The sequence below is a fragment of the Sulfurovum sp. genome (assembly GCA_026990595.1).
In the GTDB taxonomy this organism is placed as follows: Bacteria; Campylobacterota; Campylobacteria; order Campylobacterales; family Sulfurovaceae; genus Sulfurovum.
The window spans coordinates 1-4,897 of record JALXCZ010000034.1; the positions used below are offsets into that span (position 1 = coordinate 1).

The following is a 4,897-nucleotide window of genomic DNA, read 5'->3' on the forward strand; positions in this document are numbered from 1 at the left end:
GCCAAGGTGATCTCTTTGGACTCTCTAAAATCCTCATTGGTATTGTTCTGTGTGATCTCATAGAGCTTCTTCTCTACAAGGTTCATTACCTCCTCAGCAGGCAGGTCATCTTCTATGGTCACTTTTTTGATCTCTGTTGCCAGGGTTGCCAAAGCACGTTTGCTGGACTTGGCTTTGATCTCAGTAAGATATGCAGCCGTATTGGAGATAGGATTGGCAGAGAGCAGATCAAGCATCGCTACTTCATCAAACTTACCCAGACTCACCAGTTTTAAGCGTAAAAACTCTTCATCTATAGGCTTCTCCTCACGACTGAGCTCTTCCATAGCAGTAAACACATGCTGATGAAAAGGCAGATAAAAATCATGTGGCATAAGCTTGGATGCAATCTCTTCATATGTTTCAGGATCAAAGATGATCGCAGAAAGTACCGCACGCTCGATGTTTAGGTTATACATATTTTCCATCTACGATACCTCTCTATTCCCGTAGGGTGTTGTACCCCTACAACACCTTTTAATTTGGCTACCCAAACAGCGTGTTGTCATGGGACAACACCCTACATTATTTATTCTTTTCTGCAAAACGCTCCACCTCTTCCACAAATCTGTCAACCAATTCCCCCTCTGGAAGTTTGGCGACCACTTCACCCTTAACCATGATCAATCCTGCACCTTTACCATACGCTATGGCAACATCTGCATGTTTGGCTTCACCTATGGCATTGACAACACAACCCATGACTGAAACATCCATGGGTGTTTTAATGTGTGCGGTACGTCTCTCTACTTCAGCCACAGCCGTGACCAGATCTGCCTCTATACGTCCACAGGTAGGACAGGAGATGATGTTCAGTCCCTCCTGTACACGCCCGGAGTCTTTGAGTATGGCTTTTCCTACTTTGATCTCCTCTTCAAGCTCTCCTGTAATGGAGACACGCATTGTATCACCTATACCGTCAAGCAACAAAGTTCCAAGCCCAATAGCAGACTTCACCGTGGCATGAAAGATCGTACCTGCTTCCGTCACACCAAGGTGAAAAGGGTAGGCATTTTTAGGACGCAACATGCGGTACGCTTCTACTGTTCTGTCCACATCTGAAGCTTTGAGTGAGACTTTAATATCTGTAAACCCCAAATCCTCCAAAAATTTGATGTTGTACTCTGCACTTGCTACCATACCCTCCGCAGTCGCACCGTATTTTTGATCAAACTCTTTTTCAAGGGAACCTGCATTGACCCCTACGCGTATTGGGAGGTTACGCTCCTGACACGCTTTGACTATCTCCCTGATACGATTCTTTTCACCGATATTCCCAGGATTAAAGCGGATACAATCTACCCACTTGGCAGCTTCCAGTGCCAGTTTATAGTTAAAATGAATATCTGCAATCAGCGGAAGTGAGATCTGTTCCTTAATGCTTTTAAGCGCCAAAGCATCTTCCATCTCAGGGACAGCCACACGTACCATATCTGCACCTGCAAAATGCAGTCTGTTTATTTGCTCTACAGTAGATGCTACATCATGTGTATCAGAATAGGTCATAGACTGCACAGAGATGGGTGCATCACCACCTACAGCTACGTCACCGACGTAAATTTTTTTAGTTTGTACTCTTGGTTTCACAAATATTACCTTCGTTATAATTGTCTTATTTTATCGTAAATTTATTAACCCGTAGGGGCAGACCCGCGTGTCTGCCATTGAAACGATAAGGATATTTGAATTTCTTTTTTATTCAAAGGGCGAACACATGGGTTCTCCCCTACGAAAATTCAACAGGATCCATATCTATCTCTATCTCACGACAATCCACGGAGTGCAACGCTTTGAGTAATGGTACTCTGTTTTTCGCTCGTAACAATATCTGAAACCTGAATTTATTGGCTATTCGCTCTACTGGTGCTTTACCGTGCCCAACGATCTCTATCTCTTTAAAGGCTTTAAGTTTTGTCACTGTGTCAAGCGTTATTTTACTGGCTTTACTTTCATCTTTATGGGCTATAAGTATACGTGCCAATGAGACAAAAGGCGGGTAGTCTGCCATTTCAAGAAATGCCAGTTCATCTTTGATGAAAAGCTCATAATCTTCCAAATAATTTTTAAAAAATTCTGCATCTCCTGTCTGGACGATCACTTCTGCTGCCAGTGCTCTACCACTTCGTCCTGCGATCTGAAAAAGCAATGACATGGCACGTTCACGTGCCCTGTAATCTGCCAGACCTAAAATATGATCAAGCCCCATAATGACCGAAAGTGTGATATTCGCATAGTCATGTCCTTTACTCAGCATCTGTGTGCCAAGCAGTACGTCACTCTCCCCGGACTCGAAGCGCTTTAACGCCTCTTTAAGCTTCTTGGCTGTGGTGATGCTGTCTTTGTCAAACTGCTCAATTTGTATGCCTTCTATGGCTGTACCAATGACTTCTATGGCTTCCTGTGTACCCATACGCTCACTCGTTAGAGGGGTATGTCCACACTGGGTACAGGTATCGACAATGGCTTCGGTAAAGTTACAGTAGTGACACTTGAGGTGTCTGCGTTTTCTGTGCAGTGCCATACCTACAGAACAGTAGGGGCACAGGTGTGTCTTTCCGCAGTTTTGGCAGTAAAGATACTTAAAGTTACCTCTGGTAGGGAGAAAAAGCAACGACTGTTCTTTCCGGTGATAACTCTTATAGAGGGCATTGAGTATACTTTTGTCTATTGTATTACCTGTAATAAAATGGTATTTCTTTTGCGTCTGAACATAAGGTTTCTGCAGTTTCACCACCTCATATTTATGGTATGAACTCATGGAAGGTGTTGCCGATGCCAACAGCACTTTAGCCCCAAGCTTCTGCCCCATCAACACTGCAACATCACGCGCATGGTAACGGGGTCTTGTTTGTGCTTTGTAGCTGTCATCGTGCTCTTCATCTACAACAATGAGACCCAACTCTTTCAATGGTACGAACAATGCAGAACGTGCCCCTGCTATAATGCGTACGCTCCCTTCTTCTATGCCAGCCAAGATGCTCTCTTTCTTCTTTTTGGTCAACTTGGAATGCCACATTGCCACTCTCTCTCCAAAATAGACTTTGAGCCGTTTTTCCATCTGAGGGGTAAGTGAGATCTCAGGCATGAGGAAAATGGAGGTTTTGCCCTCTTCCAGCATTTTTGCCATCAGGGTAATGAAAATCTCTGTTTTTCCTGAGCCTGTGACACCAAAAAGGAGGGCTTTGTCTTTTGCGAGGAGTTGCCTGTAGGCTTGTTGTTGAATGGTCGATAATGTAGGGGCAGACCCATGTGTCTGCCCTTTCCCTTTCCCATGAAATGATAATGATATTTGAATTTCTTTTTCATCCAAAGGGCGAACACATGGGTTCGCCCCTACGGTATATGGTAAAAATAAAGAGATTGCCTCAGAAAATGAGGAGAAATAGTACTCAGAGATGAATTTCGCTATTTCCATTTGCTCTTTACTGTAGCATTTGTCTGAAACAGATACTATTTGGGTTGTTTCAAATAGCGGTTTTTCAACTTCTTGTATAACAATGGCATCTTTAGTAGTTGTCTTAAAAGGCACAGAAACAACTGTACCATAATGTAATTTGGTAGAAAAATGATAGGTCAAGTGAGGGGCACTTGACTTGAGGAGGGCTATTTCGTAGTAGTACACTTATTCTGTCAATGTTCTACAGTCTGTACCTGTAGTTGCATCTGCAGGATCACATTTAAAACGGTTGTTTGACAAAGTAAATGTCACATTGTGTGTTGATGCAGGCATACGATAGATATAGGTGTTATTCGCATTACTGATCCAGCATCCTCGTGCACTGCCATCTTTACATGCTCTTAACGGGTATTCCAAAACTTCATTGCCTGTGGTGTTGTCAGTATTGAAGAAATCAAAAATAGGTTTACCTTGACCGTTTTCATATGCCAGATCAGTAATAGGTGTAAAATTTCCTCTTAAAATACGTTTCTGTCTCTCCGTGGCTACTGCATTTCTTACAGAAGAGACAGTGGTGATCGCTTTTGTAACAACCGCATCATCACGGGTGGCTGCAAATTTTGGTAAAGCAATTGCCGAGAGTATACCTATGATCACAATGACAAAAGTAAGCTCCATCATAGTAAAAGCTTTTCTCTTTTTAAGATACATGGTTATTTCCTTGATATTTTATACTTTATTATAGCTAAAAAAATGAATTAGTGATAAGAAAAAATAAAGATTTGTAGTATACGTATATGTGTTCCATCTCGAGGGAGATGGAACAGGTTAAGCAAATATTATCTTACAACCCCTTGTCCGCCAAGACGATGATCTTTTACAAGAGGAACAAAGGCTTTATCTGCCTGTACTGCTTTAGCAACAGCTGTTGTTGAAGTACCATTCTTAACTGTCAAGTGTGTATCATTTGAATCTACCTCTACAACATCAGCTGTATCATCACACATATAAAGCTTTGTTTTATCAAATGTTGTTGATGAAGTTGCTTGATTTGTTGCACCACATGCAGGATTTGTAAACAAAGGTACATCTGTTACATCAAGTACTGAAGCTCCCTGCCATTTGGTTAAACCTTGTGAAGTATAATAGTTTTTTACATCTTCTACTACTGTTCTTGTATTTGCTACAAGTGAAGAGATTTTCGCATCATCTCTAGTTGCTGCCAATTTAGGTATCGCTACCGCTGCCAAAATTCCGATAATTACAATTACAAAGATCAATTCGATCATTGTGAATCCGCGTCTCATGTTAGTCATGATTAACTCCTGTTAAATAAATTTAGTATCGGCTCAATAACCGACCTAATGAAAGTATACACAAAAAAAGTCAAAAAATGTCAAAATCTTTAAAATTTTCTTAAATTTTAGTGAAAACATCTCTTTTTCACAGACTGTCCAGTGT

Annotated in this window: 5 protein-coding genes; all 5 read right to left on the reverse strand. The window is 41.5% G+C overall.

All coding sequences use genetic code 11. From position 1 onward, the window contains the following. Window positions 1-467: DnaB-like helicase N-terminal domain-containing protein (locus MVE01_RS07060; RefSeq protein ID WP_472561475.1), on the reverse strand; the 467-nt coding region annotated here is incomplete at its 3' end. 97 nt (window positions 468-564) lie between these two features. Next, window positions 565-1,626: a flavodoxin-dependent (E)-4-hydroxy-3-methylbut-2-enyl-diphosphate synthase gene (gene ispG / locus MVE01_RS07065; protein WP_472561476.1), complete on the reverse strand. Its 1,062-nt coding sequence runs from the start codon at window positions 1,624-1,626 to the stop codon at window positions 565-567. Window positions 1,627-1,765: 139 nt separating this feature from the next. After that, the gene (locus tag MVE01_RS07070) at window positions 1,766-3,661 is read right to left on the reverse strand and encodes a primosomal protein N' (RefSeq protein WP_472561477.1); all 1,896 of its coding nucleotides are present in this window, start codon (window positions 3,659-3,661) and stop codon (window positions 1,766-1,768) included. After that, a complete protein-coding gene (locus MVE01_RS07075) occupies window positions 3,662-4,147 on the reverse strand; it encodes a prepilin-type N-terminal cleavage/methylation domain-containing protein (protein ID WP_472561478.1) in 486 nt (161 codons plus the stop codon). A 128-nt stretch (window positions 4,148-4,275) separates the two neighbouring features. Then, a complete protein-coding gene (locus MVE01_RS07080; protein WP_472561479.1) occupies window positions 4,276-4,743 on the reverse strand; it encodes a type II secretion system protein in 468 nt (155 codons plus the stop codon). Between the last annotated feature and the right edge of the window lie 154 nt (window positions 4,744-4,897).